This is a genomic window from Cryobacterium sp. M91 (genome assembly GCF_002929615.1).
GTDB classification, from domain to species: Bacteria; Actinomycetota; Actinomycetes; order Actinomycetales; family Microbacteriaceae; genus Cryobacterium; species Cryobacterium levicorallinum.
The window spans coordinates 251,149-277,944 of the sequence record NZ_PJJT01000091.1 but is presented as its reverse complement, the minus strand read 5'-3'; the positions used below and the strand labels follow the sequence as shown (position 1 = coordinate 277,944).

24 protein-coding genes are annotated in these 26,796 nt (G+C 63.6%); 12 read left to right on the top strand and 12 right to left on the bottom strand.

Annotated features, from left to right (window positions below):
• Nucleotides 1-199 precede the first annotated feature (199 nt).
• The 4 genes from CXY80_RS18610 to CXY80_RS18595 form a co-directional block, all read right to left on the bottom strand.
• On the bottom strand, nucleotides 200-1,288 hold the full coding sequence (locus tag CXY80_RS18610; protein WP_104133348.1) for a CU044_5270 family protein: 1,089 nt from the start codon (nucleotides 1,286-1,288) through the stop codon (nucleotides 200-202).
• Nucleotides 1,285-1,914, bottom strand: coding sequence for an RNA polymerase sigma factor (locus tag CXY80_RS18605; protein ID WP_199182295.1), 630 nt, complete (start codon nucleotides 1,912-1,914; stop codon nucleotides 1,285-1,287). Before CXY80_RS18605 ends, CXY80_RS18610 begins: the two co-directional genes overlap by 4 nt.
• A 779-nt stretch (nucleotides 1,915-2,693) precedes the next feature.
• On the bottom strand, nucleotides 2,694-4,529 hold the full coding sequence (locus CXY80_RS18600; RefSeq protein ID WP_104133347.1) for a glycoside hydrolase family 2 protein: 1,836 nt from the start codon (nucleotides 4,527-4,529) through the stop codon (nucleotides 2,694-2,696).
• A 55-nt stretch (nucleotides 4,530-4,584) separates the two neighbouring features.
• Nucleotides 4,585-5,598 carry a LacI family DNA-binding transcriptional regulator gene (locus CXY80_RS18595; RefSeq protein WP_104133346.1) on the bottom strand — a complete coding sequence of 338 codons (1,014 nt, stop codon included), beginning with the start codon at nucleotides 5,596-5,598 and terminating at the stop codon, nucleotides 4,585-4,587.
• Between the two features lie 220 nt (nucleotides 5,599-5,818).
• Here CXY80_RS18595 and CXY80_RS18590 point away from each other — a divergent pair, with 220 nt between their 5' ends.
• Genes CXY80_RS18590 through CXY80_RS18570 form a run of 5 tightly spaced genes read left to right on the top strand, consistent with a single transcriptional unit; the run spans nucleotide 5,819 to nucleotide 10,982 of the window.
• The gene (locus tag CXY80_RS18590) at nucleotides 5,819-7,126 is read left to right on the top strand and encodes an ABC transporter substrate-binding protein (RefSeq protein ID WP_104133345.1); all 1,308 of its coding nucleotides are present in this window, start codon (nucleotides 5,819-5,821) and stop codon (nucleotides 7,124-7,126) included.
• 3 nt (nucleotides 7,127-7,129) lie between these two features.
• Nucleotides 7,130-8,143 carry a carbohydrate ABC transporter permease gene (locus tag CXY80_RS18585; RefSeq protein ID WP_092448964.1) on the top strand — a complete coding sequence of 338 codons (1,014 nt, stop codon included), beginning with the start codon at nucleotides 7,130-7,132 and terminating at the stop codon, nucleotides 8,141-8,143.
• Nucleotides 8,140-9,018 carry a carbohydrate ABC transporter permease gene (locus CXY80_RS18580; protein WP_233195459.1) on the top strand — a complete coding sequence of 293 codons (879 nt, stop codon included), beginning with the start codon at nucleotides 8,140-8,142 and terminating at the stop codon, nucleotides 9,016-9,018. The genes CXY80_RS18585 and CXY80_RS18580 overlap by 4 nt, the downstream gene beginning before the upstream one ends.
• Before the next feature lie 6 nt (nucleotides 9,019-9,024).
• Nucleotides 9,025-10,026: a glycoside hydrolase family 43 protein gene (locus CXY80_RS18575; RefSeq protein WP_233195458.1), complete on the top strand. Its 1,002-nt coding sequence runs from the start codon at nucleotides 9,025-9,027 to the stop codon at nucleotides 10,024-10,026.
• Nucleotides 10,027-10,040: 14 nt separating this feature from the next.
• Nucleotides 10,041-10,982, top strand: a complete 942-nt coding sequence (locus CXY80_RS18570) for an aldose 1-epimerase family protein (protein WP_104133344.1) — start codon at nucleotides 10,041-10,043, stop codon at nucleotides 10,980-10,982.
• A gap of 249 nt (nucleotides 10,983-11,231) precedes the next feature.
• Here the strand turns inward: CXY80_RS18570 and CXY80_RS18565 are convergent, their stop codons facing one another.
• Nucleotides 11,232-12,752: a SulP family inorganic anion transporter gene (locus CXY80_RS18565; protein ID WP_104133343.1), complete on the bottom strand. Its 1,521-nt coding sequence runs from the start codon at nucleotides 12,750-12,752 to the stop codon at nucleotides 11,232-11,234.
• A gap of 242 nt (nucleotides 12,753-12,994) precedes the next feature.
• On the opposite strand from CXY80_RS18565, the gene CXY80_RS18560 reads away from it, so the two are divergent.
• The gene (locus CXY80_RS18560; protein ID WP_104133400.1) at nucleotides 12,995-13,357 is read left to right on the top strand and encodes a MerR family transcriptional regulator; all 363 of its coding nucleotides are present in this window, start codon (nucleotides 12,995-12,997) and stop codon (nucleotides 13,355-13,357) included.
• Between the two features lie 3 nt (nucleotides 13,358-13,360).
• On the opposite strand, the gene arsM is transcribed toward CXY80_RS18560, so the two are convergent.
• Nucleotides 13,361-14,113: an arsenite methyltransferase gene (gene arsM / locus CXY80_RS18555; protein ID WP_104133342.1), complete on the bottom strand. Its 753-nt coding sequence runs from the start codon at nucleotides 14,111-14,113 to the stop codon at nucleotides 13,361-13,363.
• Between the two features lie 90 nt (nucleotides 14,114-14,203).
• Between arsM and arsD the strand changes: the two genes are divergently transcribed.
• On the top strand, nucleotides 14,204-14,593 hold the full coding sequence (gene arsD, locus CXY80_RS18550; protein WP_104133341.1) for an arsenite efflux transporter metallochaperone ArsD: 390 nt from the start codon (nucleotides 14,204-14,206) through the stop codon (nucleotides 14,591-14,593).
• A gap of 3 nt (nucleotides 14,594-14,596) precedes the next feature.
• Entirely contained in the window at nucleotides 14,597-16,351 is a 1,755-nt protein-coding gene (arsA, locus tag CXY80_RS18545) for an arsenical pump-driving ATPase (protein WP_104133340.1), read from the top strand.
• On the opposite strand, the gene CXY80_RS18540 is transcribed toward arsA, so the two are convergent.
• Nucleotides 16,348-16,617, bottom strand: coding sequence for a hypothetical protein (locus CXY80_RS18540; protein WP_092448959.1), 270 nt, complete (start codon nucleotides 16,615-16,617; stop codon nucleotides 16,348-16,350). The two genes, arsA and CXY80_RS18540, sit on opposite strands and share 4 nt — an antisense overlap.
• A gap of 95 nt (nucleotides 16,618-16,712) precedes the next feature.
• Here CXY80_RS18540 and CXY80_RS18535 point away from each other — a divergent pair, with 95 nt between their 5' ends.
• The 4 genes from CXY80_RS18535 to CXY80_RS18520 are packed head-to-tail and all read left to right on the top strand — an operon-like array spanning nucleotide 16,713 to nucleotide 20,561.
• Nucleotides 16,713-17,699, top strand: coding sequence for a Gfo/Idh/MocA family protein (locus CXY80_RS18535; protein WP_092448958.1), 987 nt, complete (start codon nucleotides 16,713-16,715; stop codon nucleotides 17,697-17,699).
• Nucleotides 17,700-17,732: 33 nt separating this feature from the next.
• Complete coding sequence (locus CXY80_RS18530; RefSeq protein ID WP_233195457.1) at nucleotides 17,733-19,208, top strand: D-alanyl-D-alanine carboxypeptidase/D-alanyl-D-alanine-endopeptidase; 1,476 nt, start codon at nucleotides 17,733-17,735, stop codon at nucleotides 19,206-19,208.
• Between the two features lie 34 nt (nucleotides 19,209-19,242).
• Nucleotides 19,243-19,833 carry an isochorismatase family protein gene (locus tag CXY80_RS18525; RefSeq protein WP_092448956.1) on the top strand — a complete coding sequence of 197 codons (591 nt, stop codon included), beginning with the start codon at nucleotides 19,243-19,245 and terminating at the stop codon, nucleotides 19,831-19,833.
• The gene (locus CXY80_RS18520) at nucleotides 19,830-20,561 is read left to right on the top strand and encodes an alpha/beta fold hydrolase (protein WP_104133338.1); all 732 of its coding nucleotides are present in this window, start codon (nucleotides 19,830-19,832) and stop codon (nucleotides 20,559-20,561) included. The genes CXY80_RS18525 and CXY80_RS18520 overlap by 4 nt, the downstream gene beginning before the upstream one ends.
• A 318-nt stretch (nucleotides 20,562-20,879) precedes the next feature.
• On the opposite strand, the gene hpaD is transcribed toward CXY80_RS18520, so the two are convergent.
• The 5 genes from hpaD to CXY80_RS18490 all read right to left on the bottom strand — a co-directional run bounded on the left by hpaD (nucleotide 20,880) and on the right by CXY80_RS18490 (nucleotide 26,669).
• Nucleotides 20,880-21,941 (bottom strand): 3,4-dihydroxyphenylacetate 2,3-dioxygenase, encoded by a 1,062-nt coding sequence (gene hpaD, locus CXY80_RS18510; protein WP_104133336.1) that lies wholly within the window; start codon nucleotides 21,939-21,941, stop codon nucleotides 20,880-20,882.
• 156 nt (nucleotides 21,942-22,097) lie between these two features.
• Nucleotides 22,098-23,591 (bottom strand): 5-carboxymethyl-2-hydroxymuconate semialdehyde dehydrogenase, encoded by a 1,494-nt coding sequence (gene hpaE / locus CXY80_RS18505; RefSeq protein WP_104133335.1) that lies wholly within the window; start codon nucleotides 23,589-23,591, stop codon nucleotides 22,098-22,100.
• Nucleotides 23,591-24,541: a 4-hydroxy-tetrahydrodipicolinate synthase gene (gene dapA / locus CXY80_RS18500; RefSeq protein ID WP_092448952.1), complete on the bottom strand. Its 951-nt coding sequence runs from the start codon at nucleotides 24,539-24,541 to the stop codon at nucleotides 23,591-23,593. The genes hpaE and dapA overlap by 1 nt, the downstream gene beginning before the upstream one ends.
• Nucleotides 24,538-25,227 carry a GntR family transcriptional regulator gene (locus tag CXY80_RS18495; protein WP_092448951.1) on the bottom strand — a complete coding sequence of 230 codons (690 nt, stop codon included), beginning with the start codon at nucleotides 25,225-25,227 and terminating at the stop codon, nucleotides 24,538-24,540. The genes dapA and CXY80_RS18495 overlap by 4 nt, the downstream gene beginning before the upstream one ends.
• The gene (locus CXY80_RS18490) at nucleotides 25,209-26,669 is read right to left on the bottom strand and encodes a fumarylacetoacetate hydrolase family protein (protein ID WP_199182294.1); all 1,461 of its coding nucleotides are present in this window, start codon (nucleotides 26,667-26,669) and stop codon (nucleotides 25,209-25,211) included. Before CXY80_RS18490 ends, CXY80_RS18495 begins: the two co-directional genes overlap by 19 nt.
• Nucleotides 26,670-26,796: the final 127 nt, after the last annotated feature.

Genomic DNA, 26,796 nt, shown 5'->3' with positions numbered 1-26,796 from the left:
TCGTGTCGAGGCGGGTGCCCACAATGGCAATCGCCATCCAGGCCCTGAGGTCATGGAGCTACGACCGGTGGTTCTCAGTCCTCTGACCCCAACGGGTTAGGCACCATCCAACTTGAGAAATGCACTACGGCCTGTCATCGACGCGCCGTAGTGCATGTTCCATGCCTCTCTAGTAGCTGATAGGCGTCGTTTAGAACGGCTACGGCGTGGAATCGACGACGGTGGTCGTGACCGAGGTCCAGCCGATGACGGTGTTCGCCGGCACGTTGGCGTCGGCTGTGACCTGCACTTGGCGTTCGCCAATCAATAGTCCGGTGGCGGGGTTGATGATGAGGTCCTGTCTGAAGTCACGCGTCGGGTCCTGCCGCCCGATGGCTACGCCAACCTGTCCGTTGAGCGTGGCGGAGCGTTCGACGATTGTGACGTCGGGAATCATTGCGATGGCCCGGTAGAGCGCTGCGCGCAATTCGGCCGGTGCCAGCCCGGATCGAAGGACATCGGAGATTCGGGACAGCGCGTCTTCCTCGGGTGAGTTCGACCCGCCTACGGAGGTCATATAAAAGTAGGACAGCAAAGCGGCGGGGTCGCTGGGCATAGCTGCAAGGTCCTCAGCGGTCCAGGGTGATCCATCGAAATTGCCGCCCGCGGCTCGGGCGATCTCTGTGCGCTCGGCGGGGCTGAGCTGCGCCCAGCTGTTAAGGGCGTACTCCCTGGCCTTCTCGCTGAAGAAGGTGTCGGGCTTGAGGGCGGTGCGCTCCCAGACCCACTGGCCGGATCTATCCGCCGGTATGTACAGAGTGCTCGCGGAGGGGGTCAAGAAGACCGATCGGCTGGCCAGATTCTTGGGATCATCGTTGGGCCCGACAGCGTAGGTAACGAAGACCGCCTGAGTGCTGATCTGGAGGAACTGCCCGGGCGCGACCACCGGGTCCGACGTCTGAATCGTTGCGACGGCCGTTTGCTCAAGCAAGTTGGAGGCTTCGGCGGATGCACCCCCGTTTGGTCCCCATCCGAAGGCATTTCCCAGAATGGCTATGGCGACCAGGGCTGCCGCGGCGAGCGATAGTGCGGAGACGCGACGCGTTCGGGCGGATCGTTTAGGCAGCTGCCGCACGTTGTGTGGAAATTCTCGAGGTGCACGCACGAGTTGCTCAGGTGCTGGTGCCCCGATGAACTGGCGCGGGGCTGTTGCGTGTTCGAGAGTCGGCACCGATTCACTCATTCTGCTGACGATGTCGTCCCGCATCCGCTTGATTTGAGTTTCCGATGGACCAATTGTCGTGATCATGAGAGCGCTTCTTTCTGTGCGGAGAGTTTGCCTCGGAGAGTGATGCGGACCCGAGCGAGCCTGTTTCGAACGGCGCCATGGGACGTCCCCAGCGCGCGTGCCGCCTGCTCATAGCTCAGGCCTTCGTCAATGCAGAGGTAGTAGAGGGTTTGGTCCGTCTCGGAGAGTTGGCCGACGGCGTGGTCGATCGCGTCCAACAACATCCGGCTCTGCACTTCGTCGTGGACCGAACGGTGCTGGGGGTCGGGAAAATTCGAGAGATCACTGTCAGTGCGGTGATGGTCGTCGCGAGCGCGGCTGCGGATGCGATTGTTTCCGAGGTAGCGGGCGGTCACGAGAAGCCACGGCAAAACGGACTGGTCCACGGGCCTGATCGCATGCCGTTTGCTCCAGGCGATGACAAACGTGTCCTGGGTGATGTCTTCCGCGTCCGCGATAGACCGAACCATTTTGAGCGCGAACCAATACACCGCCCGGACGTGGCAGTTGTACAGCACGACAAACGCCTTGCGATCACCGCCCTGAACCTGGGTGAGATGCGCCAGATCAGAAACGGCGCAGCTACTGACATCGGCTGGGGACGGCATCGAAATGAGCAGGTCCGCTGGTTCAGATTTCGAGGTCATATTGAGGAGTGTCCTGAGCGGTGAAATCGTCTCGCCCTCGCTCTGGGTGGCGAGCTGCCGACACCTGCGGCAGAGGGATCGTTGTCGACAACGACAACGCCCCCATTGTCGCGGATTCTGCCAGCGTATGGTCGCAAGGAGATCTGTCAGGACATCACTGACCCGTATGACTCAACAGCTCTCTGACCCTTATGTGGTGTTGGGTCCCGATAAGTGAACTGTCAGAGGCGTCCTGATACGTCACAATTTTTCGAGTGAATGGATCATTTTCTTGCCCACAATTTGCCCACATTTGAACTGAAATGATGCTGTTTTCGGTGATCACGTGAAGCCCAAAAAGCCCGTAAAATCAACGATTTTGACACCGTGAGGCGTGTTTCCGGGCACCCATCGGTCACTCGTAATGAGAAGGTCGTCAGTTCGATTCTGACAGGCGGCTCCATTAAAAATGCTTGTCCCTGTCGATTCTTCGACCGATCTCGGCGAAACGTCTCACCGAACTTGACGATTTTGCCCACACTTTGCCCACATTCCTGTTTTTCTGGATTCGGCGTGGCGTCGAACTGGTGGGGCGCGACGGCCGGCCGATTCATTGACTGAAATATCCGCCTGGTTGGTGGGTGGACATGACATCAACCAGAACTCTCGCGGCGCTATCCAGATTCCTCGAAAGCGATCTCACTGAACTGGGCGGTATCCGGGGCATTGCCGTTGTCTACGTCACCAGTCGGCGGCTTGGCGCACGTGCGACGCAGTGCAACCGTAGCCAAGAACCGCCGTCACTTGGAGCGAGGTGCGTCCTTCCCCGACACGATGCTGCGAATGACGGCGATCGGCAGTTTGGGCTTCCTGTTCGCGTCGGTCAACCCGTTAGTTTCCTGCATTGTGTCCGTCAGCTGGGTGTAGCAGAAGCCGGACAGTAGTGGGTTGTCCCGAAGGCTGCCCACGAGACCTGACACTCGACTTTCGAAGTCCTCATGGCTCGTTGCTGTCGTGTAGCCCCAGGAGTCATCGGCCGCGTCGGGCGCGAAGCTGACCCCGCCGAATTCGGTGACCATAATCGACTGACCCTCGACTTCGCGGGGAATGAGCTGCAGGCGACGACCTGCTGGACCCATGCCCGCAACGAGGGCGCGGATGGCGTCGATGTTTTTGTAGTTGGCGTCGAGTTGTTCGGCCGTGCCGGCATAATCGTGGATCGTGAGAATGTCAGAAATGGCGTGTTCCCAGCCGTCATTGGAGATGACGGGGCGGCTCGGATCGAGCGCGCGAGTCAGAAAGTAAAGCGACTGGGCGAAGCTCAACTGGGCCTCGTCGTGGGAAATCTGTTGAACACCCCAGCTTTCGTTGAGGGGCACCCAGGTGACGATTGACGGATGCGATCGGTCGCGGCGCACCACATCCGTCCATTCGCGGGTAACTCGCGACACTGCCGCCGATGAGAACTCATAGGTGCTCCCCATTTCGCCCCAAATGAGAAGTCCGAGCCGATCCGCCCAATAAAGAAAGCGGGGGTCCTCGACCTTTTCGTGAATTCTTGCTGCGTTGAATCCGAGGGCCTTGATGAGCTCCACCTCGTCACGCAGCGCCTCGGCGGACGGGGCAGCGAGGTGCGACTGTGGCCAGTAACCCTGTTCGAGCACCGATCGCACGAAATAGGGTCGGTCGTTGAGCAGGAACCTGCCGCCGTCAATGCTGACGCTGCGTAGCCCAAAATACGAGTATGAATCGTCGAGGATGCTCCCGTCGTCAGCAATGATTGACACATGCGCGTCAATCAGCCGCGGGTTTTCCGGCGACCACAACAGAGTTTCGAAGGCCTGACCGTTGGCCTGTCGCGCAATCTGAATGGTTGCTAGAGATCGCGGCTCCAGGGTCAGGAAAGACTGCCTGGCGAGGATTTCGCCCGCGATGGAAAGTTCCACCTGCACGGTTACGCCGGTCGCCGGTCGCCGGGCCAAGCCCACGTCGATCTCAACGTTCCCAGCCTGCGCATTCGGGGTCCAATCCAGTGACTCGATGCGCTGGTCCGGTACGGACTCAAGCCAGACCGGTTGCCAAATGCCCGTCGTACGGTGGTACCAAATCACGTGCGGCTCTTCGAGCCAATCCTGTTTGCCGCGCGGCTGGGCGACGTCGTGAGGGTCATCCTCGGCCCGCACCACTAGCACGCAGTCCTTTTGGAGCGTCAGCGCTTCGGTGACGTCAAAGGAGAAGGGCGTCTGGCCGCCCTCGTGTGACCCGATGAACTGACCATCGATCCATACCGATGCGCGGTAGTCGACCGCTCCAAAGTGCAATACCACCCGGTCGCGTTCTGGCGACAGACCACTAGCGGCCACGTCTTCCGGGCTAATGACGCGTGAATACCAGACGACAGGGTGGAAGCCAGGATCGCTGATGCCGGACATCTCCGACTCCGGTGGGAACGGAACTTTGATGACCCGGCCAAGGTGCGAAGCATTGGCGAACCAACGCTCTTTCCCGCCAATGTCTTGGTCGTCGTGTTCGAATGCCCACTCGCCGGCGAGGTCGTGCCAGTTAGGGCGGACAAGTTGGGGGCGGGGGTACACGCCACCCTGGGCACTGGCAGAAATCGGGAGAGAACGCGACATACCGCAATCATGCCGATAAATTACAGCGCTGTAAAGTTTTGCGAGATTGGAAACGCTAAAAAGCGTGCGGAGCACTCTCGCGCACCTCGAGCGAATGCCCCACGATTACGTGTCGGCCGACGCCCCGGTATCCACCAATGCGTTCCTCGAGAAGATCGAAGGCAGCCGCGACCAGTGCGGTCTTTTTCGGCGCCACCGAGGTGAGTGTCGGGGACGTGTAGGCAGCCAGGAAGGTGTTGTCCCAGCCGACCACGGCCACATCTTCAGGTACCGATCGCCCAGAATCGTGGAGGGCCTTCAGCGCGCCGATCGCGAATCGGTCGTCGCGGCAGACCACGCCGTCGAAACGCACCCCGCGCTCGATGGCATCAGTGACTGAGCGAAGGCCGGCTTCCGCAGTGAATTCCAGCGCGGTGAAGACCAGCTCAGGATCCAATCGAATCCGTGCCTCAAGCAGACCCTGCTGGTAGCCAAGAAGACGCTGACTTGTCGAACCAGTGATGTCCGCCGCGATGACGCCGAGAAAAGCGATGCGTCGGCATCCGCTTGCCAGGAGATGCCGCGTAGCATCGAGAGCAGCCGAGACGTTGTCGATCATCACGTGGTCGGTCATAACTGGCATAGCGGCCTCGCCGAGCAAAACTAGTGGAGTGCCGGCATCGAGCTTGGCAATGTCAATCGTCCCCATGCGGACAGGGTGAAAGATCACGCCGTCGACCAGCCCGGCTTCGCGATCGCTGAGTACCGCGCGCTCCAAATCAGGATCGCTCAAAGTCTGCTCGATGATGACGCGGTATCCCCGCCGAGTGGCTTCTTCGGCCATTTGACGTGAAAGCTCTGAAAAGTACGGGTGGTCGATTTCCGGGATGGCCAGGGCGATCATTCCGGTTTTCCCGGTAGCCAGACGCCGTGCCGTCAGGTTAGGGCGATACCCGAGCTGGTCGATTGCTGCTTGCACCTTCTCGCGAAGGGCAGGGGCCACGTGGGGATAGCTGTGGACGACGTTCGAGACGGTCTTCATGGACACGCCCGCAAGTTCTGCAACGTCAATTAGTCGAACCCTTGCCATGTTTGTTCCGTCCAGTCCGGTCCGGTCCATCCTAGGGGGGACTGCCGTTGGCGCTGGAAACGCCCTAGGAGTTGAATTCTTCTGGTGTAGACAAATATCTTTCTAGCGCTGTACATTATCGGGAGGCACTCGTTTGCTGCACCGTTGCGTGCGGGGAGTGTGTGACCGGCTTTGCGCATGGGTCGCGGAGCGATGTTTTCGATGAGGAGGACGAACGATCATGAAGCAGAAAGACTTCTTGGGGTGGCGAGCTATTGCAGTCACCGCTCTCGGCGCCGCACTCACGCTGGTACTTGCCGGGTGTTCTGCGGGTGAAAGCGGACAGCCGGCGAGTGAGCCCTTCACCGGTGAATACACCGGACCTGAAGTCGAGCTGTCCTATTGGAACGGATTCACCGGTGGTGATGGCCCGTTTATGGAAACGATGGTCTCCGAGTTCAACGCGGAGCACGACAACATCAAGGTTGTCTCAAACACGATGCAATGGGCTGACTTCTACCAGCGCCTTCCCGCAGCGGTTACCGCTGGCGAGGGCCCGGACGTCGGCGTGATGCACCTGGACCAGCTCGCGTCGAATGCCGCGCGAAACGTCATAGTGCCGATCGACGATCTCGCCGAGGAGTTGGGTCTGACGTCGGCTGACTTCACCGAGGAAGTCTGGGATGCCGGCGTCTATAAGGACGCCCGTTACGGCATTCCCCTCGACGTGCACTCCCTGGGCATGTACTACAACACCGAACATTTCGCCGCGGCGGGGATCACGGAAGCCCCGACCGACGCTGCTTCTTTCCAAGATGCGCTCGACAAGCTTCAGGCAGCTGGCTATGAAACTCCCTTCTGGATGCCGACGCGGTGGCCAAGCCACCTCATGAATCTCTCCGTGCTCTGGCAGAACGGCGGTGAACCGTATGGCGACGACGGAGCAACGTTCGATTCAGCGGCCGGGATAGATGCACTTGAGTGGCAGCGCTCCATCGTGGACGACGGATATAGCCCGAGTGACGTTGCCATCGACTCCCAGTACGTCGCTTTCAAGAACGGTGAGACCTCCATCACCTGGGACGGCATCTGGCAGATCAACGATCTCGCCGAGTCAGGACTTCCGTACGCGGTTGCCCCGATTCCCACAATCGGCGAAACAGACGCCGTTTGGGCCAACTCCCATAACTTCTTCCTCCCACGCCAGAGCAGCGCTGACCAGAACAAGGTCAACGCGTCGAAGGTGTTTATCGCCTGGATAAGCGAGCAATCGGCCGAGTGGGCAGGCTCGGGCATGATCCCCGCTCGTCAGTCAGTACGCGATGCGGGCGCCCTTGAGGGACTCCCGCAGGAATCAATCGCCGAGACGATCGATTCGATGCGTTTCCTGCCGCCCATTCCCGGGATCGGCCAGGTGCAGACTGAGACACTCGAAATCGCCGTCGCCGACGGGGTTCAGGGAACAACAACGCCGAGTGAGTCGCTCAAAAAAGCCGCCGCCACGGCGACGCAACTCATGGACGACAACAAAGCCTCGTTCGGGGGCTGACCAATGTCGACGAAGGTTGGTGAGCGCGCTCTTCCTAAGGGTAGGGCGCGCCGCCCCTCGACTTCCGAACCGGAGTCGCAGAAGAAACGTGGAGTACGAGCGGGCACTCGGCAACAGGGGATAGCAACGCCCTGGCTTTTTCTCGCCCCCTACCTGCTGCTGTTTGGCAGCTTCGTCATCCTCCCGGCAGTTCTCGGGGTGTGGATCAGTCTTCATTCCTGGGACTACACGCTGCCAAACAAACCCTTCGTCGGCCTCGGCAACTACGTCGCCTTGTTCTCCCCTGGAACGACGATTTCTGGCCCGTTCTGGGGATCCATGCGGGCCACCGGAATCTTCACCGTACTCAGCGTGCCGCTGCTCCTGGTTGTCCCGCTCGCTGTCGCCCTACTCATGAGCAAGAAGTTTCCCGGACGGGACTTTCTCCGAGCCATCTACTTCGCCCCCTACGTGCTCGGCGTCGCTGTCATTTCGGTACTTTGGCGGTACCTGCTCGACAACAACATTGGCCTCGTGAACCACTATCTGGGACTCCTCGGACTCCCGGACGACACCGCGTGGACGACAACGACGCCCGCGGCCTGGGTCGCACTCGTGGGAGTGACTGTCTGGTGGACGCTTGGATTCAATGCCATTATCTATCTCGCTGGCCTTCAGGACATCCCTATTGAGCTCTACGAAGCCGCCCGTGTTGATGGTGCCGGGCCGTGGATGCAGTTTCTGCACGTGACGATTCCGGGGCTCAAGCCCATCCTGTCGTTCATCACGATCATCACCCTCCTTGCCTCCGCCAACATGTTTGGCCAGTCCTATCTCATGACCCAGGGCGGCCCCGGACGCGAGACGCGCACAGCCATTTATCAGATCGCTGACACGGGATTGCGAAACTTTCAGATGGGCAGCGCCGCAGCGATGAGCTACGTACTGACCATCTTCCTCATGGCGATCAGCGCCTTTGTCTTCTATATCTTTCGCGAGAAAAAGCCCAAGAAGCAAGAGAAAGAGGTTCTCTCGTGAGCAATGTCACGAGCACGATCAGTGCGGGATCCCGCGCACGCCGTGCACGCCGGCGGAGCGGCGGTATTGCTCGCGTCGCCGTTCTCGGCGCGATCGCAATCGCGTTCATTAGCCCGATTATCTTCATGATCGTGACCAGCCTCAAAACCCGGGCCGACGCGACTGCTATTCCACCGTCGTGGATTCCGAATCCGATTTCTCTGCAGGCTTTCGCGTCTATCCTCGCTCCCGGGACCGCGACGCCGGTGCTGCAATGGTTCGCAAACAGCATGGTTGCAGCAGCGCTCAATGCCGCGCTGGTCGTCATCACGGCGTCCCTCGCGGCGTATCCGCTCGCACGGATGCAGTTTCGCGGCAAGAATTTCGTCTTCGTCATCATCGTCGCGACCCTGCTGGTGCCGCCGGTTATTCTGGTGATTCCCAATTACCTCATCGTGAGTGAACTGGGGTGGCTCAACTCGCTCGTCGCGATCATCATTCCAACGGCGGCATCCGCTTTTGGAGTGTTTTTCATGCGACAGTTCTTCGTGGGGCTGCCCGTGGAGTTGGAGGAGGCCGCCCGGCTCGATGGGGCTAACCGATTCGTGATCTTTACGCAGGTCGTTCTGCCGCTCGCCAAACCCGCTCTTGCGACACTTGCACTGCTCGCCTTCCTCGCCAACTGGAATGACTTCCTCTGGCCCGTCTACGTCTTGTTCAGCCCAGAGGTGCAAACTCTGCCCGCAGGCCTGTCCACGCTTCAATCCGCAAATGCGGTCCGCTATGACCTGCTGATGGCCGGCGCGGTCGTCGCGAGCGTGCCAGTGCTGGCGCTGTTCATCTTTCTCCAGCGCTTCATCATCGAGGGCGTTTCGCGCTCTGGCGTGAAGGGATAGCACCTGATGAACTCGGCTCGCCGTGCATTTTTGGCGTGCGTGTCCGCCGCCATCATGACGGCCCTCGCGGTGAGTGGCTGCACGGCGGCGGTGGAGCATTCGGGATCCCCAGCGGACGCCATACCAGGAGCCCCGGTACTCAACGTGAATTTCGCTGATCCCGACGTGGTACAGGTCGACGGCACGTACTTCGCGTATGCCACCAACGACAACAACCGCAACGTGCAGGTCGCCTCCTCCGCCAATCTTCTCGATTGGGAGGTGCTGCCCGACGCGTTGCCGAAGCTTCCGAGCTGGATCATTCCGGGAAAGACCTGGGCACCTGAGGTAACGAGACTCTCCGATGATTCCTTCGTCATGTACTTCACGGCGACGAATTTTGCGCCAACGCTGCAGTGCATCGGTGTTGCCACCGCCAGCGACCCAGCCGGACCGTTCACCGTTCAGGGCGACGCCATGATCATCTGTCCAGAAGACGAAGGCGGCGCGATCGATGCGAGCACCGTGGTCATCGACGACGTCTTGTATCTCGTCTGGAAAAATGACGGGAACTGTTGTGAACTCGATACCTGGATTCAGGCTGCCACGCTCTCTCCCGATGGGCTCAGCGTCACGGGCGATCCCATCATGCTCCTAATGCAAACCGAAGATTGGGAGGGTAGCCTTATCGAGGCGCCGACCGTTATAACTCGCGGTTCAGGACTTGTGATGCTCTACTCCGCGAACTCCTACGGAGACGCCCGATACGCGGTCGGTGCTGCATCGGCTGCCTCAATCGACGGCCCATGGACGAAGGAAATTGGTCCGATCCTATCGACGGACAGCTCCGGGGGTCTATATCGTGGCCCCGGTGGCCAAGACCTGGTCATGGATGTGGATGGTCAGGACTACCTCGTTTTCCACGCGTGGGACAAGGATTACACGTACCGCGCCCTGCACGTTGCCGAGGTCGATTGGGGCGCCGACATTCCTCGAATCGTGATTCCCAACGAAGCAATCCAACGTTAACTGAATGGGGCCCCATGGGAAACTCCATATCGCTCAGGCCGCTGTCGGGAACACAATTCGTTCTTGAGGCTCACGGCTACACCGCCTCGATCGCCAGCATCGGCGCGAGCCTTCGATCGCTCCGATACCACGGGCGCAACCTCATCGTGCCTTTCGACGCCAATCAAGTGCGGCCCTTCTTTCGCGGCGCCATCCTGGCACCGTGGCCGAACCGAGTCGTGGATGGAAGGTACACATTCGATGGCATCGAGCAACAGCTCAGCATCACCGAGCCGTCGAGGGGACACGCGCTCCATGGACTCGCGTCCTGGCTGGACTTTGCTGCGGTGAGGCAGACGTCCAATCGGCTCGTTCTAGAGGCAACCGTCGAGGCGCAACCTGGGTATCCTCACCGGGTGACGCTAGAGGTAGATTTTGCGCTTGACGGCGAGGGCCTTCGAACGAAAGTGACGGCAGTGAATTCCGGTCCAAAAGCTGCCCCTTTTGGGGTCGCTCCGCACCCCTACCTTGTTGCCGGGGCTGGCCGCATCAACGACTGGACGCTCGAACTCCCCGCCAGGAAAATACTGACTGTGACTCCTGACCGTCTCATTCCCCTTCGCCTTCGTGACGTCGATGATAGTGATCTTGCCGCCTTTGATTTTCGTACGCCACGGACTATCGATAACACTTTCATCGATCACGCCTTCACCGGCCTCGACCGGGATTATGAAGGCAACGCGACAGTTCGCGTGACGACGAACGGCGGCAGTGGAGTGGCCCTGAGCTGGGATAGCGAATGCCCGTGGGTTCAGGTGCATACTGCTGATCAAACCGCACCCTTGACTGACAGGATTGGACTAGCCGTCGAACCAATGACCTGTCCTCCGGATGCTTTCAACTCTGGAATATACCTGAACGTCCTTCAGCCAGCAGATCCCGCACGCGCCTCCTGGACGATTCGAGCAATCGACTAGCCAAGCGACGCCGCTCCGGAATAAAGCGACAGGCGTCGTTCACGGCTACCGGAAGCGCACCGGAGACCTTACGGGGTGGGAAATTGTAGCGGCCGTCAGAGTGGAGGGGCGGACGGTGGAAGGTGGATTCGTACCACCGCCGGCCCCCATTATCGGGACTTTTTCAATCGATGCTCTTGCCAATGAGCGCTACAAGAGTCAGGTCCGGTTTTTCCGGCTTCGGCCCGATGAAGGCCGAGAGCCCCTTTGTTAGTGGCCGCCGCCGAGGTTCCCGGCCAAGCGGCTGTGCAGCTCATGGCTGGCCTCGTTGAGCCCCTCAATCACGACGTACTTATCCTGCCGCTCATACTTGTAGGAGATGGCGTCGAGGGTCGCGACGGTGGAGGCGTCCCAGATGTGTGAGGCCGACAGGTCGATGACGATGCGGTCGGGGTCGTCGGCGTACTCGAACTGGGTCATCAGGTCGTTGCTCGAGGCAAAGAACAGCGCCCCGGTCACCGTGTAGTAGGCGGTCGGCACGGGCTGGTCGAGCTCGACGGTGCGCTCCACCGTGGCGAGGTGGGCGACGCGACGCGCGAACGCGACCATTGCGACGATGACACCGACGACGACGCCGATCGCGAGGTTGTGGGTGAGAACGATGACGACGACCGTGGCGACCATGACGGTGGTCTCGCTCTTCGGCATCCGCTTAAGAGTAGACAAGCGGATGCTGTGCCAGTCGAATGTGAGATAGGACACGATGATCATCACCGCGACCAGGGCAGCCATGGGCACAACGGCGAGCACGTCGCCGAGGCCGAGCACGAGAACGAGCAGGAAGACGCCGGCGAGGAAGGTGGAGATGCGGGTGCGAGCGCCGGAGGCCTTCACGTTGATCATGGTTTGGCCAATCATGGCGCAGCCGCCCATGCCGCCGAACAGGCCGCTCATGACGTTGGCGACGCCCTGGCCCCAGGTCTCGCGGGTTTTGTTGGAGTGGGTGTCGGTGATCTCGTCGACGAACTTCGCGGTCATGAGCGACTCGAGAATTCCGACCAGGGCCATGCCGAGGGCATAGGGGGCGATGATCGTGAACGTGTCCCAGTTGAGCGGGATGTTGGGAATGAACAGCTCGGGCAGGCTCTCGGGCAGTTCGCCCTGATCGCCGATGGTAGGGACCGCGATGGCGGTCACCACGGTCACGACGGTGAGCACGACGATGGCCACGAGCGGTGCCGGGATCACCTTGGTGATGCGCGGCATGACGATCATGATGATCAATCCGGCGGCGACGAGCGGGTAGACCATGAAAGGCACGCCGAGCAGCTGGGGGAGTTGGGCACCGAAAATGAGGATGGCGAGGGCGTTGACGAAGCCGACCATGACGCTTCGCGGAATGAAGCGCATGAGTTTGGCGACGCCGACCAGACTCAGCACGATTTGGAAGATCCCGGCGAGGATGACGGTGGCGATGAAATACTCCATGCCATAGTCGCGGGCGACCGGGGCGATGACGAGGGCGACGGCGCCGGTCGCTGCGGTGATCATGGCCGGGCGCCCACCGACGAAGGAGATGGTCACAGCCATGACGAAGGAGGAGAACAAGCCGACGCGCGGGTCGACGCCGGCGATGATCGAGAAGGCGATCGCCTCAGGGATGAGGGCCATGGCCACGACCAGGCCGGCGAGTACCTCGCGGGTGAGCAGGCGGGGCGTGCGGAGCGCGGTGAGTACCGAGGGCTCAGCTTGGTATCGATTGGCTGAAGCGGATTTTTGAACAATGGCCATGAGGCCTCCAGAAGCTGGGCCGGGGTGCGGCCGAAGTGGATGCAGAAGAGTTGGGTGGGCGCCGCGGTGCGCACCTCCACCGGTCGTTGAGGACAAGGCCATCGAGGACAATGGTGGGAGAGTGGGCTCACAGATGAATGTCAGCCGACTTCTGCAACACTACCCTAACGTAAGGGTTGATCGTAAATTTCAGGGAAAGAAGGCATCCGGTGACGTCAGGCGCGATTGGATCCGCGGTCACGATGCACATCGGCGAACTCGCCGAGAAGACTGGGCTGTCGCTGCGCACGATCCGCCACTACGACGAGGTCGGCCTGCTGAAGGCATCCGCTCGCACCGATGGTGGTTTTCGGCTCTACTCGCCCGATGACTTCACCCGGCTGATGCTCATTCGCCGCATGAAACCGCTCGGCTTCACGCTCGACGAGATGATGGCCCTGCTGAAGGTCATCGACACGCTGCAGGGTGGGCTGACCGGATCTGACGTTCCGGAGGTACGCGCCGAGCTCGAGACCTTCATCGCCCAGGCGGTCGAGCGTCGGCAAAAACTGCAGGATCAGCTGGGAATGGCCGACGAGTTTCTGGAGCTGCTGCGGGTCCAGTAGAGGCTACCGGGCGGGTTTGATCGCCTTCACGATGGCCCCGTGCATTTCGGGGGCGACCTCGTGGGTGTAGAGAACGCTCGGGTCGGCGAAACCGGCCTGGTGCAGGGCATCGAGGTAGTCCTGGTGCGACAGGGCTCCGGCGATGCAGCCGGTGTAGCTGCCTCGGCGGATGCGGTCCTCTGCGCTCAGCTGGTTTTCGGCGACGACGTCGGAGATTCCGAGGCGCCCGCCGGGCTTGAGCACTCGGAACATCTCGGCGATGACCGCGTTCTTGTCGGCCGAGAGATTGATGACGCAGTTGGAGATGATGACGTCGATGGTGTCATCGGCCAGGGGGATGGCCTCGATCTGGCCCTTGATGAACTCCACATTGGTGGCCTCGGCTTTGGCGGCGTTGGCGCGGGCGAGTGCGAGCATTTCATCGGTCATGTCGAGTCCGTAGGCGAACCCGGTCGGCCCGACGCGGCGCGCGGAGAGCAGCACGTCGATGCCGCCACCGGAGCCGAGGTCGAGCACGATTTCTCCCGGGCGGAGGTCGGCGACCGCGGTTGGATTGCCGCAGCCGAGACTGGCCAGAAAGGCTTCCTCGGGAATCTCCGAACCTTCTTCGGCGGTATACAGGGTGGATCCGAACACGTCGCCGTTAGTCAGATCGGTGGGGGCACAGCACGACGTGCTCGAGACGTCGGTCAGTTGGAGGGCGGCGGCGGCGTAGCGCTCTCGCACGCGCTCCGTGATCTCAGATGTCTTGTCCATAAGTTGATCCTTTCCTGTAGGTCGCGGCACCAGCCTACTGCTACATTGATACTTATCGATATAGCTGCAGACGTTACTAGGGAGATCGACATGACTGCCATCCGAATCTACGAACCGGCCTTGTGCTGCGACACCGGAGTCTGCGGTGTCGACGTCGATCAGTCCCTGGTCGAGGTGACCGCCACCGTGCGCAGCCTGCAGGAACTTGGCGCCGACATTCAGCGCCATAACCTGGCCACCGATCCCCTCGCCTTCACCACGGATGAGACCGTGCGCGCCTTCATGCACGTCGTCGGCTCTACCGGCCTGCCGCTCACCGTCGTCGACGGCGTCACCGTGGCGACCGGCGCCTACCCATCGAAATCCCAGCTACTCGCCTTCGCCGGCCTCGCTGCCGTAGCGCCGACCGACCGGCCCCAGCTCGGCCTGACCGAGAAATCGGCAAGCGGATGCTGCGGCGGCGCCACCGGCTGCTGCTAACACATGAAGTTCCTGGCAGACCCGCCTCGGTTTCTCTTTTTCACCGGTAAGGGCGGCGTGGGGAAGACATCCGTTGCCTGCGCTTCGGCCATCGAACTGGCCGAACGGGGTCGCCGGGTGCTGCTGGTGAGCACCGATCCGGCCTCCAATATCGGGCAGGTGTTCGGGCTCACGATCGGCAATACGGTCACTCCGATTGGCGCCATTGCCGGCCTGAGCGCACTCGAAATCGACCCGGAGCAGGCAGCGGATGCCTATCGCGAACGCATTATCGCCCCGGTTCGGGGGCTCCTGCCGGAGCGCGAGCTCGCGAGTATCGCCGAGGGCCTGTCCGGATCGTGCACGACCGAGGTCGCCTCGTTCGACGAGTTCACGAACCTGCTCACCGATGACGGTCTGCTCACGACGTACGACCACATCGTGTTCGACACCGCGCCGACCGGGCACACCATTAGGCTTCTGCAGCTTCCCGGTTCCTGGACCGAGTTTCTCGACGCCGGCAAGGGCGATCCGTCCTGCCTCGGACCGCTGTCCGGGCTCGACAAGCACAAAGCGGTGTACGCAGCGGCCGTCGCCGCGCTGGCCGACCCCGAGCGAACGCGGCTGGTGCTCGTGGCGCGAGCGCAGGCATCCGCTTTGACGGAGATCGAGCGCACGCACGCTGAGTTGGCGCAGATCGGAATTCGCGGCAGCTACGTTGTCATTAATGGAGTGCTGCCAGCCAGCGCGGGAACCGAGCCGATCGCCGTAGCGGTGCGCAATCGCGAATCGGCGGCGCTGACGGGTATTCCGGCGGCCATCGCTGCACTGCCGAGGGACATTCTGGAGCTCAAGGCCGGCAACATGATGGGCATCGACGCGCTGCGCACCCTGTTTCGCACCGACCGCGACGGCCCCGGGCAATTGCACGCTGTGGTCGACGTTCCGGACGCCCCACTCGGCCAATTCGTCGACGAGCTGGAGCAGACCGGGCACGGTCTGATCCTCTGCATGGGCAAGGGCGGCGTGGGCAAGACCACAATCGCTGTGGCTCTGGCCGTGGCTCTGGCCGAGCGCGGTCACGCCGTTCACCTGACCACGACCGACCCGGCAGCTCATCTGGTCGAGACCCTGCACGGGAGCCTGCCAGGGCTGCGCGTCTCCCGCATCGACCCCGACGAGGCGATTCGCGATTATCGCGAGCACGTGATGGCGACCAAGGGCAAGAATCTCGACGCCGATGGCCGGGCAGCCCTGGCCGAAGACCTGCTCTCCCCGTGCACTGACGAGGTCGCGGTGTTTCGGCAGTTCTCCCAGGCCGTGCACGAATCACGGCACGAATTCGTCGTCGTCGACACCGCGCCGACCGGCCACACCCTGTTGCTGCTGGATGCCACCGGGTCGTACCATCGCGAAATCGCGCGCCAGATGGGGGACGGAATGGCGTTCGTGACGCCATTGATGCGGCTGCAGGATCCGGCCCTGACCAAGGTTTTGCTGGTGACGCTCGCCGAGACCACGCCGGTGCTCGAAGCGGAGGGCCTGCAGCAGGATCTGCAGCGCGCCGGAATTCAGCCCTGGGGCTGGGTGGTCAACAATTCCATCGCGGCAGCGCACCCCGAGACGCCCTTTTTGCAGGCGCGCGCCGCCAGCGAGGCCACTCAGATCGATATCGTGGTCGCCCGCGCCGACCGGGTCGCGATCGTGCCGCTGCTGGCCGACGAACCGATCGGGGTCGATCGGCTTGCGGCGCTCACCGCGTTGGCGACCGTCTCTTAGCTGGCCATTCCGGGGTGCACCTTCACGAAGGTGATGTTCTTGGTCGGATGCACGGTTTTCGCGGGCGCGCGCGAGAAGCCCTTCGCCCCCTCGAGACGGTTCTGCCCGCGAAACTCGGCCAGGGCATCGTCGAAGATGACGTTGAGCTGTGCGCCGGTGAATTCCTCCGCAGCCCCCTCGGTAAAGCTGATGCTGATGAGCGAGTTGTCGGGAAAGTGCCGGTTCATGCGGATGAAACCATCGGCATCCTGCTGCAGGGTGATCATTGATCTAGTTTGACCTATATGTTGCCGTGTCGGCGCGTGTCGGCGCGTGTCGGCGCGTGTCGGCGCGTGTCGGTGGCCCTGGATAAACTGCAAGCATGACGGAATCGATTCGCTGGGGAATCTTGGCCACCGGTGGCATCGCCCACGCGTTCACGAGCGATCTGGTGCAGAACGGCCACAAGGTGCAGGCCGTCGGGTCGCGCAGTCAGGCCTCGGCAGATGCGTTTGCTGCCGAATTCGGCATCCCCACCGCGCATGCCAGCTATGCCGAACTCGTCGATGACCCCGAAGTCGACGTCATCTACGTGTCGACGCCGCATCCGTTTCACGCCGAGCACGCAGCCCTCGCGTTGAACGCTGGCAAGCACGTGTTGATCGAGAAGCCGATCGCGATCAACGCCGGCGAGGCCCGGCAGATCGTCAACCTCGCCGCGAGCAAGAATCTGCTCGTGATGGAGGCCCTGTGGACCCGATTCCTGCCGCACCTGGTGCGCATCCGCGAGATCCTCGCCGCCGGCACGCTCGGCGAGGTGCGCAGCCTGATCGCCGACCATACCCAGGACCTGCCCGACGACCCGGCGCACCGCCTGAACTCGCTCGAGCTCGGCGGTGGCGCGCTGCTCGACCTCGGGGTGTATCCGGTGAACTTCGCGCACGCCGTATTCGGGTCGCCCGACACGATTTTGGCGAGCGCCTCATTTAAGGCGACGGGAGCGGATGCCCAGGTCGCGACGATTTTTCGCTACCCCGGTGGCCAGATTGCCACGACATTTTCGTCCAGCGACACCCTCGGCCCGACCACGGCGTCGATCATCGGCACGCACGGGCGCATCGACATCGATGGCGTTTGGTACGCGCCGACCAGTTTTCGAGTGCTCGACAACGGCGGCACCGTGCTGGAGGCCTTCGCCCGGGCCGAGTTCACCGGCCGCGGTATGCAGTTCGAAGCGGTCGAGGTTGAGGAGCTGATTCGGGCCGGCAAAATCTCGAGCGACATCATGCCGGCCGAAGAATCGGTCGCCGTGATGACGACCCTTGACGCGGTTCGGGCCCAGATCGGGCTGCGCTACCCGGGCGAATAGCTGGCCTGGAGGCGGGTCGGTTACCATACGGAGGTGGAAGAACCAGTGCAGACACCCGCGTCCCCCGCGGTTGACGCCCCGCGTGGCGGGATCGCTGCTGTCAGCGCTGATCGCCGCCGCGCCTGGCTGATCGCCGCCGGCACCCTCGTCTTCGTGCTGCTCGGCAGTGGCGCCGTGTTCGCGGGAACGCAGACCGGCGCGAATGAGCCGGTGGTGGCATCCGTTGTAGGAACACCCACGGCGACGCCGAGTCCCACGCCGACCGTCGACCCGGCGCGGCCGGTGCCCGCCGAGGCGACTGCAGCCAGCCGACTGCGCACCTGCTCGGTTGCCGGGCTCGCCGCCGACACGAGACTCGCCGATTTTCAGGCGCAGGTGGTCAACGCCAACACCGGCGAGGTGCTGTTCGATCGGGGCGGCACGACCTCCTCGCGCACGGCCAGCGTCATGAAGGTGCTCACCTCGGCCGCGGCGCTCAACGTTCTCGGCAGCGACTACCGCGCCACGACCCGCGTCGTCCGGGGCTCCGAACCCGGCCAGGTCGTGCTCGTTGGCGGGGGAGACCTCACCCTGTCGCGGCTGCCGACCGGCCAGGAACCGTTCTACACCGGCGCCGCGCACCTCGATGACCTTGCCACCCAGACCATGGTTTCCTGGGCCGCCGACCCGGCCAACCCGCCGATCACTTCACTCGTGCTCGATTCCTCCTATTTCTCCGGCCCGGACTGGGACGAAGGCTGGGCCCGAACCGAACTCGGCCTCGGCTACATGCCCGAAATTACGGCGCTGATGGTCGACGGCGACCGGAACGACCCCACCCGCAGCACGTCCGCCCGCAGCGAAGACCCGATCGCTCGCGCCGGCCAGGCCTTCGCTGACGCTCTCGGCGGTGGCCTCGAAATCAGCCAGGCCACCGCCCCGGCCGGTGCAGCCCAACTGGGCGCCGTGCAGTCCGCGCCGGTGTCGACCCTGATTCAGCAGTCCCTGATCGTGAGCGACAACACCCTGGCCGAGATGCTCGCCCGCCTCGTGGCGATCGAAAACGGTGCCGGCAACTCCTTTTCAGCCCTGCAGCAGGGCATCGTCGGCGGACTCGCCGCCTACGGCATCGACACCACTGGCATGATCATCAAGGACGGATCGGGCCTCAGCCCACACAACGCCGTGTCGCCGGCCTACCTGACCGCCCTGTTCGTCAAGGTCAACGCCCGCGAGGGCAACCTCGGCATGCTGTTCGATGGCCTGCCGATCGCCGGTGGGCCGCGAGGATCGCTCTCCTACGCTGACCGTTTCGCCGGTGCGAATTCCGCCGCCGACGGCGCCATCTTTGCCAAAACCGGCTGGATCGATACCGGCTACACGCTCTCCGGCATCATCCACGCCGCCGACGGTACCCCGCTCACCTTCGCCATCTACGCGATCGGCAACGTCAGCTCGAACGCGAAAATCGCCATCGACACACTGACCACCGGTTTCTTCCACTGTGGCGATAATCTGTCGAACAACTGACCATGTAACAACTGACTGTCCAAAAGGAGCCACAGTGACCCGCGCCCTGTTCATCATCGACGTTCAGAATGATTTCACCGAGGGCGGTGCCCTGGGCGTTGACGGCGGGGCGACCGTCGCAGCGGGCGTGAGCGCGCTGCTCGCGCAGCATCCGCTTGCCTATAAATACGTCTTCGCGTCGCGCGACTGGCACGATATCGGCAATGACAACGGTGGCCATTTTGCCCGCGACACGGCACCCGACTACGTCACGACCTGGCCGGTGCACTGCGTGGCCGGCACCGCGGGCGCCGAATATCACCAGGCTCTCACAACGGATGCCGTGACCTTTCACATTCGTAAGGGCCAGGGCAAGCCCGCGTACTCCATCTTCGAGGGCACCACCGAGGCCGGACAGACCGTGGGGTCGCTGCTGACCGAGCACGGGGTGACCGAGATCGACGTGGTCGGTCTCGCCACCGATTACTGCGTGCGCGCTTCCACCCTCGACGCGCTCGAGCACGGCCAGCATGTGCGGGTACTGACCGATCTGGTCGCCGGAGTCGCCGCGCAATCGACCGAGACCGCCCTCGCCGAGATGGCGCACGCCGGCGCGGTGTTCGCCGCGAGCGACGCCGTCGAATGACCCGGTTCGCTCGGCGTCTCGACGGGATACGCATCGCCTTCGAGGCCACGCCGGGGGAGCGACCGGTGCTGTTCGTGCATGGTTTTGCGTCGACCGCCGCGGTGACCTGGGGCGGATCCGGCTGGGTGCGGGCATTCGCCGAGGTTGGGCGCGGCGCGATCACGCCCGACCTGCGTGGCCACGGCCAGAGTGACAAGCCGCATCGGGCGGCCGACTACGCCCCGCGCCAGCTGGCCGCCGACCTCGTGGCCGTGCTGGACACCCTCGAACTGGAACGGGTCGACGTGATCGGCTACTCCATGGGGTCGCGGGTCGTGGCAGCCCTGGTTCGGCTGGCGCCCGAACGGGTACGGCGGCTCGTGCTCGGCGGGGCCGGTCCGGTCGAGCTGTTCGAGACCTGGGACCTTGACGAGGTCAACCGGTTCGTCGTTTCGGGCGCGCTTCCCGCGGATCCGACTATTGCCGGGGTGCTCGGCCCCTCCATCGCCGCCGGTGCCGACCGCCAGGCGCTGTTGGCGTGCGTGCAGGGGGTCGTGGGCTGCACGCTCGACGTGCCCGCGGGCATCCCGCAGCTGTTTGTAGCCGGTGGTGCCGACTCGATTCCGGCCGGGGTGGCGGCTCTCGCTGCCGAACGCGGCGCGCAGTACCTCGAGCTGCCCGGTCGCACCCACCTGAACGCGCTGAGTGCGCGTGCGTTCAAGCAGGCCGCGCTGGAGTTTCTGGTCTGAGCCGCGACCTGCGTAGACCGTTGCCGACGAGGCCAATGCCCCGTTCGGCGGTGTGGGGTCTTCGGGCACGGGTTCTCGCTTCGGCGGGGCCCATTCCGGTGTCGGTTTCCTCACCGGTCGGTGGCGAATTCAGGTAACGAGAACGGATGCGTGCGCCCACCCCGCGAAAACACGCGGCGGTATCGTCCCGGCCACGACCTCCATCCTGAATCCGCCACCGTGCGGACCTCGGGCCATCTGGGCGGAGCGGGCCCACCTTAAGGAAGCGGGCCCATGATCAATCATGGGCCCGCTTTCCGGGCCCGGGCCCGGTCGGAATCAGAGGGTCGTGCCGAGCTTGAAGCCAGCCAGGGCGTCGTCCTTGCGGGTGTAGGAGAAGCCGTCGGCGCCGACGGTCACGGCCATTTCGCGAGGCTCGGTGCGCTCGATCACCGGCTGCGGGTTGCCGTCGAGGTCGAGCACGAGTGAGGCGTCGGTGTACCAGCTGGGTACGACGGGGTTGCCCCACCAGTCGCGGCGCTGGTTGTCATGCACGTCCCAGGTGACGACGGGGTTGTCGGGGTCGCCGGTGTAATAGTCCTGTGTGTAGATCTCGATGCGGTGCCCGTCGGGGTCGCGCAGGTAGAGGTAGAACGCGTTCGAGACGCCGTGGCGGCCAGGTCCCCGCTCGATCAGATCGCTCTTGCGTAGGGCGCCGAGCTTGTCGCAGATGTAGATGATGTTGTGCTTCTCGTGGGTCGAGAACGCGATGTGGTGCATGCGCGGGCCATTGCCGCCGGTGAGGGCGGTGTCGTGCACGGTGTCTTTGCGCCGCATCCAGGCCGCGTAGGTGACGCCGTCGGAGTCCTGAATGTCTTCGGTAACGCGAAAGCCCAGGTCCTCGAGGTATTTGCGACCACGGCCGACATCGGGGGTGACCTGGTTGAAGTGGTCGAGCCGCACGAGCGCGCCCGGGCCCTGCAGGTCGTAGCGCCAGGCGAGGCGTTCAACGTGGGTGGTGGCGTAGAAGAACTCGTACGGAAAACCCAGCGGATCTTCGACGCGCACGCTGTCGCCGATGCCCTTCACGAAGCCCTCGGTGCGACGTTCGGTGCGGCAGCCGAGCTCCTTATAGTAGGCCTCGGCGAGGTCGACGTCTTCGGGGCTGCGCACCCGAAAAGCCATCGCGGCGACGGCAGCAATCGGCCCCTGACGCAGCACGAGGTTGTGGTGAATGAATTCTTCGAAGCTGCGCAGGTAGATCTCGGTGTCGCTCTCTTCGGTGACGACGAGGCCGAGAATGTCGACGTAGAACTCGCGCGACTTCGCCAGGTCGGTCACGACGATGTCCATGTAGGCGCAGCGCAGGATGTCGGGCGGGGTGGCGGTGGGGATTGTCATGGGGTTCTCCTCATTGAGTCAAGCGGATGCGTACGGCTGGTTCTCGAGGCCGCAAGAGTCGGTGGGCGGTGCGGCTGGGCCCACCTTATGAACCTGGGTTCAGTTTCTAAACGGGGCCCGGGGACGGGGCCCAGGCCCCGTCCCCAAAGGGGCGAGCTAGTGGGCTCCGAAGCGGGGGGTGTGCACGGGGGCGAGGGTGATGTGCACGGCCTGGGAGTCGGTGTAGAAGTCGATCGACCGGTAGCCGCCCTCGTGGCCGAGGCCGGACGCCTTGACGCCACCGAACGGGGTGCGCAGGTCTCGCACGTTGTGCGAGTTCAGCCAGACCATGCCGGCATCGACGGACTGGGCGAAGTTGTGGGCGCGGGTCAGGTCGGTGGTCCAGATGTAGGCGGCCAGCCCGTACTTGACCCCGTTGGCCAACGCGAGCGCGTCGGCATCCGTTTCGAAGGGGGTGATGGCCACGACCGGGCCGAAGATCTCCTCCTGAAAGATGCGGGCGGTCGGGGCGACGTCGGCGAAGACGGTGGGAGAGACGTAGTTACCCTCCGGCAGGCCGGATGGGCGGCCGCCGCCGGCAAGCAGACGCCCCTCGGACTTGCCGATTTCGACGTAGCTCATGACCTTCGCGTAGTGCTCGGGGTGCACGAGGGCGCCGACCTCGGTCGCCGGGTCGTGCGGATCGCCGACCACGATGCTCGCGGCGCGGGCGGCGTAACGGGCGCAGAAGTCGTCGTAGATCGAGCGTTCGACCAGGATGCGGCTCGATGCCGTGCAGCGCTCGCCGTTGAGCGAGAACACACCGAACAGGGTCGAATCGATCGCGGCGTCGAGGTCGGCGTCGGCGAAGACCACGGCGGGTGACTTGCCGCCGAGCTCCATCGACATGCCCTTGAGGTTCGCGGCACAGTTGCGGTAGATCGTCTGGCCGGTCGTGGTCTCGCCGGTGAACGAGATGAGCGGCACATCCGGATGCTTGACCAGCGCATCGCCGGCCTCCTCACCGATACCGTTGACCAGGTTGAACACGCCGTCGGGCACCCCCGCGGCGGCGAAGATCTCCGCCCACAGGCTCGCCGACAACGGCGTGAATTCGGCCGGCTTCAACACGACGGTGCAGCCCGAGGCCAGCGCGGGAGCGAGCTTCCAGCTCTCGAGCATGAACGGGGTGTTCCATGGGGTGATCAGCCCGGCCACCCCGACCGGCTTGCGATTGACGTAGTTGATTTGCTTGCCGGGCACCTTGTAGGTGTCGTCCGCCTGCGCCACGATCAGGTCGGCGAAGAAGCGAAAATTCTCGGCCGCGCGCTGCGCCTGGCCGAGCGCCTGCGTGATCGGCAGTCCGGTGTCGAAGGTTTCGAGCTCGGCGAGCCGGGCGTCCTGGGCCTCGACGGCATCGGCGATGCGGTGCAGCACCCGGGCCCGGGCGCGGGGCAGCAGGCGCGGCCAGGGTCCGTGATCGAATGCTTCTTTCGCGGCGGCGACGGCCAGGTCGATGTCGGCCTGCTGGCCGGCGGCTGCGGTGGCGTAGGTCTGGTTCGACACCGGATCGAGCACATCGAAGGTCTCCCCACCGACACTGTCGACAAATTCTCCACCGATGAAATGACGGATGCTGGTGGGCAGGTCCGCGGGCACGTAATGAGTCATTATTTGGAGGCCCCGGTCAGGGTGAAGCCGGCGGTCGATGTCAGGTACTCGGAGCCGGCATCCATCAAAATGCGCATCTTGGTGAGGCCTCCGGGGGTCGGTTCGATCAGCGGCGGACGCACAAAGCCGCTCTCGATCAGGCCGCGCTGGGCCATGACCCACTTGCCCGGCGCCGGGTTGGTCTCCACGAATAGCAGGTCGACGAGCGGGTGCAGGCCATAGTGAATCTTGCGGGCGGTGGCGAAATCGCCTTGTTCCCAGGCCTCAAACATCTGCGCGACGGCGGCAGGCGCGATATTGCTCGTGGCGCTGACGAAGCCGGCGCCGCCGAGGGCCATGAGCGGCAGGCAGAGCAGTTCGAGGCCGCTCCAGACCAGCAGGTCCGGGCCGCAGAGGTGCAGCACGCGGGAGAAATGCTCGAAGTCCTTCGTGGTTTCCTTCACGCCGACGAAGTTATCGAAATCACGGTAGAGGCGGTACACGGTGTCGGGCGCGATGTCGACGGCGGTCCGGCTCGGCACGTTGTAGGCCACGATCGGCAGATCCGGGAACTCTTCACAGACGGTTTTGTACCAGACGTAGAGCGCCTCCTGGGTGGGGCGGGCGTAGTACGGCGTGATGATGAGCGCGGCGTCGATGCCGGCGTCGCGGCCGGCCGCGGTTAGCTCGAGGGTCTCGTCGAGCTTGGTGGAACCGGTTCCGGCCATGAAATGCACGCGCTCGTTGATGGCGGTCGCAACGGTGCGAATGGCGGCGGCGCGTTCGGCGATGGTCTGCGAGCTGGGCTCGCCGGTCGAGCCGCCGATCGAGATGCCGTGCGAGCCGGAGGCGATCTGCCAGTTGACCAGGTTGGTCAGGCCCGCATGGTCGACGGCGCCGCCTTCGGTAAACGGGGTCATCAGTGCGGCGATGGATCCGCGAATCTGGCTCGGGTTGCTGCGGAACTTCATGAAATGCCTTCCTTATTGCGAGATGAAAGAAACGCGTTCAGGGTGGCCAGCCGGTGGTCGCGGGCCGCGTGTTCGATTTCTGCAGCCGAGGCGTGCTGCTCAATCAGGTCGAGAATATGGTCGTGCTCCGCGACCGATTCGGCCGCGCGCCCCGGCACGAAGCCGAAGGTGGATTCGCGCAGCACCGACAACCGGTTCCAGCCGCGGTGAACGAGGTCGAGAATGTGCGGGTTGGGGCAGGTGCTGTACAGCTCGGAGTGAAAGTCACGGTTGAGCGACGTGAATCTGGTCGGGTCGAAGTGGCGCAGCGTGTCGCGCATCTGCGCGTTGATCTGCCGGGCGCGCGCTATCGCTGCCGGGCTCAGCGTCGGCGCCGAAAGCGCGGTGGCCGCGCCCTCGACCAGGCCGAGGGTCTGCATGGTGTGCTGGTACTCGGTGGGGTCGAGCATCGCCACCTGCGCCCCGACGTTGCGGGCGAAGGTCACCAGACCCTCGGCTTCGAGGCGGCGGATGGCTTCCCGCACGGGAACGGGACTCATCGACGTATCCCGGGCGATCTGGTCGAGGACCAGTCGAAAACCGGGGCCGAAGGTGCCATCGTTGATGCGGGTTTTCAGCCAGTCGTAGGCGAACTGGGCCTTGCCGATGGTCGGCGGGGCGGCATCCACTATCGACTGGCGAGCCATGCGCGGTACCTCTCCTTCCAGGCGGGGTTCATCGGGTAGAGGCCGTCGACGCTGAAGCCTTCGCCGACCATCTCGGCGATGAAGGTTTCTTCGCGTTCCTGCTCGATGCTGTCGGTGACGAGCTGATCGATGAGGTGCGGCGGAATGACGAGCAGCCCGTCGGCGTCGCCGACGATCACGTCGCCGGGCTGGACGGATGCCCCGCCACAGGCGATCGTGAGGCCTAAGTCCCACGGAACGTGGCGCCGGCCGAGCACCGCCGGGTGGCCGCCGTGGTGATAGGTGGGCATATCGAGGGCGCTGACCGCGGCGAGGTCGCGCACTCCGCCGTCGGTGACGATGCCGGCGGCGCCGCGCACCTGGGCGCGCAGTGCGAGGATATCGCCGACGGTGCCGGTGCCGGTTTCTCCGCGGGCTTCGATCACGAGCACGTCGTCGACGCCGAGGCTGTCGAAGGCGCGCTTCTGGGCGTTGTGGCCGCCGCCGGCAGCATCGAACAGGTCTTCGCGATTGGGAATGAAGCGCAGGGTGCGAGCCCGGCCAACCAGCCGGGCGTTCGGGCGGGTCGAGTGCAGGCCATCGATCGACACGTTGTTCAGGCCGCGTTTGCGCAGCTGGGCGCTCAGGGTGGCGGTGCCGACGCTGTTGATGCGGGCCTTCAGTTCATCGGTGAGCACGAACGCCGGTTCGAGGCCGGCCTCTTCGGCCGAGCCCCAGGCTTCGGCCCGTTGCAAGTCGTCCACCTTCGGGCCGGAGCCGAACGTGCCGAACTTCTGGGTGCCCTCGGCGACCCGGGTGATCAGGCGGCCTGTGCTCGGCGCGCCGGGCATGGTCGGGGCGTCAACCTCGACCTCGACAGTGTCGCCCGGCCCGACGACGGAGGCGCCGGCCGGTGTTCCGGTGAGAATGACATCGCCGCGCTCGAGCGTCATCAGCTGGGAGAGGTCGGCGACGAGGCGACCGAAGTTAAAGAGCAGGTCAGCGGTGGTATCGCTCTGCACGAGCTCGGAGTTGACCCAGGTGCGGATGCGCAGGTTGGCCGGGTCGACGGTCTCGGCGGCAAGGACTCGCGGGCCGAGCGGGGTGAAGCCGTCTCCGCCCTTGGACTTGAGGTTGGAGCCCTTGTCGGCGTAACGGAGGTCGTAGACGCCGAAGTCGTTCGCGGCAGTGACCCCGGCGACGCCGGCCCAACCCTCCTCGACACTGACGCCGCGCAGCCGGCGACCGATGACCAGCGCGATTTCGCCTTCGAAGGCGAGCAGTTCGCATCCGCTTGGACGAACGATGGTGTCGCCGCTGGCCGCGACGCTGGTCGAGGGCTTGAGAAAGTAGGACGGCTGCTCGGGGGTGCGCCCGCGCTGGGCGGCCCGGGACGGGTAATTGATGTGCACGGCGATCACTTTGCCGGGCCGGCCCAGTTCGGGCAGGGATTCGGGAGTCATAAGCGTCCAATCGCGTCGTTGCAGGTGGTTATATATGAAACCATATACGATTCGAGAGCGGATGTCGAGGGTTCGTTTTGCCTGAGATGGGCAGAGAAAAACCGTGCCGCCCGGGTCGAAACCCGGG